We start from the raw sequence: 2,508 nt of genomic DNA on the forward strand, positions 1-2,508 counted from the left end.
AGAGCACGGACGACACGACGCCGACGCTGGTGGGCAAGGGTGAACCGGGCGACACGATCATCGTGATCGACAACGGCACGCCGATTGGCGAGACGGAGGTCGACGAGGACGGCAACTGGAGCTTCACGCCTGATACGCCGCTGGGCGAAGGCGAGCACGAATTCACGGTGGTGGAGCGTGATCCCGCGGGCAACGAAAGCAAGCCGTCGGATCCGCACGTGGTGATCGTGGATAAGGTAGCGCCGACTGCTGAGGCGTCCATCACATACATGGGCAAGGACAGCGGCATCGACAACAGCGACTTCCTGACCAATGATGGTTCGGCGGGCCGCCTGCTCATGGGCTCGTTGACAGAGAAACTTGCGGCTGGCGAGAAGGTTCAGGTCTCAGTAGACGGCGGCAAGACCTGGCAGGACGCGTTAGTCGAAGATAATGGCAACTGGGTGTTCCAGGACAATACGGTGCATGACGCCAGCTGGACGATCCAGACGCGCGTGGTCGATGAGGCAGGCAATTGCGGCGATGTGGTGTCGCAAGAGGTGGTGCTCGATACGATTGCGCCGTTGGCTACGCCAATTTCGATATCGGTTGTTGGTGACGGCAAGCAAATAATTGCGGAATTGCCTAAGAATGCTCAAGTAGGTGATTGGGTAGTTTTTGTGGTAGGCGACTGTCGGTTCTATGTACCCGTTTATCAGGAATTCCTCGACATTGGGAAGACATGGAACGTGGTGATACCGTCTAACGCTCTGGAAGCGATTCAATCAGGTGAACCAATTGGAGCTATGTTTATGGACTCGGCCGGCAATGTCTCTGATATTACCTGGATGACGTCCAACATCCCCACTACGGAAGAGGTGAATATCGCGGGTTCAGGGTGGATGACTGATGCACACGATACTGTTTCTGCGAGCGCATTCTTCGGCACCAATGGGAATGACGTCTTCACGCTGCGCGACGTGGAAGGGCTCGCCGGCGAGGGGGTGTTTCTCAATGGCAACGGTGGTATCGACACCCTGAAGCTAACGGGAGCAGGGCAGACCCTGGACCTTGGAAACACGCCGTTCGGTCTGCAGATGTCGTCAATCGAAGTGTTCGACATCACCGGCACGGGTAACAACACGCTCAAGCTGTCGCTGGGCGATGTGCTCGAGCAGGGCGGCAAGGACCTGTTCATTGCTGACGGCCGCACGCAGGTGATGGTCAAGGGCGATGCGGGCGACAAGGTCGAACTGTCCGATCTGCTGCCGGACGGAGGCGATATCGGCGACTGGACGCAACAGTCTGGCAACACGACTGTGGGTGGCATCGAGTATGACGTCTTCTACCATTCGGGTCTGAACGCCGAACTGCTGGTGCAGCACGGTGTCGAGACGGTGCTGAACAACCACTGACCTCCGGAGGGTCCGCGACGCATGACCTGCGTCGCGGACCCGGAATCACCAACCATTTAATCAGGCTCCCTGAACAGCATCGCGCTGCCCGGGGGACCGCTTTTGACGAACTGATCATGACTTTCAATCAAACCCTGATGCGTGCGCTCGCAGGCGCATTGCTCGTGACGGCGGGTACCTTGCCCGCCATCGCACAACAGACTTTCTCTAACCCGCAACCGCCGGTCACCCAGGCAGCCGCACCCGGCACGGCGCCGACGGCCCGTGCCGGTACGCAGCCCGGCAAGGTATTCGGCCAGAGCTACGCGCCGGTCGGACAGGTCGGCCCCCAGCAGGCGCAGATCGTCTACTACCGTGATGCATCCGCGGGTGCGGGCCGGTCGGCCGCTGCCGACGTCTACGTTGATGGCGAACTGCAGACCGCATTGCTGCCCAATGGCTACAGCATCTTCTGCGTCAAGCCGGGCCAACACATGCTGGGCGCCTACATTCAGGACGCACCGCTGTACAAAGGCAAGACCACCGGGCGATCCGGCGCAGAACTGAAGGGCGGCATGACCTACTTCGTGAAGGTCGGGCCGGCTGGCAGCAATGACGCACCGATCATGGTGCCGCGCAACGAAGCCGAAGCCCAGTTGCAAGGCATGCGCGCCCAGATGCACGTGCTTTCCCGCGCATCGGCAGTGGAGGCGTGTGACCCTGCGTCGATTCCCGTGACGTCAGCCCCGGTGGCGCAGCCTGTCGCGGCGAAAGAATACACGCTCAAGGGCGACACGCTGTTCGCCTTCGGCAAGTCTGGCAATCGCGACATGAATGTCAAAGGCCATGCGGCAATTGCACATCTGGCTGAGCAGATTCGCGCGGAAAACACCTCGCTGCAAGCCGTGACGGTGATCGGCCACGCGGACCTGATCGGCTCGGCGGCGGCGGCGCAGAAGCTTGGCGAGCAGCGTGCGATGACGGTTCGCCGGATGCTGATCGAGCAGGGTATTCCGGCGCAGAAGATCACCGCGGAAAGCGCGGGCAATTCCGATCCGGTGGTCGCCGACTGCAGCGGCACGATGCAGCAGAAGATTGCCTGCAATGAGCCCAACCGCCGGGTGGTGGTGCAACT

Annotated in this window: 2 protein-coding genes; both read left to right on the forward strand. The window is 60.7% G+C overall.

What is annotated here, in order from left to right; all coding sequences use genetic code 11:
• The coding region (locus HDG39_RS34455; RefSeq protein ID WP_260328462.1) for an Ig-like domain-containing protein at positions 1 to 1,394 on the forward strand (1,394 nt) is incomplete at its 5' end.
• Positions 1,395 to 1,573: 179 nt separating this feature from the next.
• The coding region (locus tag HDG39_RS34460) for an OmpA family protein (protein ID WP_260328463.1) at positions 1,574 to 2,508 on the forward strand (935 nt) is incomplete at its 3' end.

This window comes from Paraburkholderia lebeckiae, assembly GCF_014201005.1.
Classification (GTDB): Bacteria; Pseudomonadota; Gammaproteobacteria; order Burkholderiales; family Burkholderiaceae; genus Paraburkholderia; species Paraburkholderia tuberum.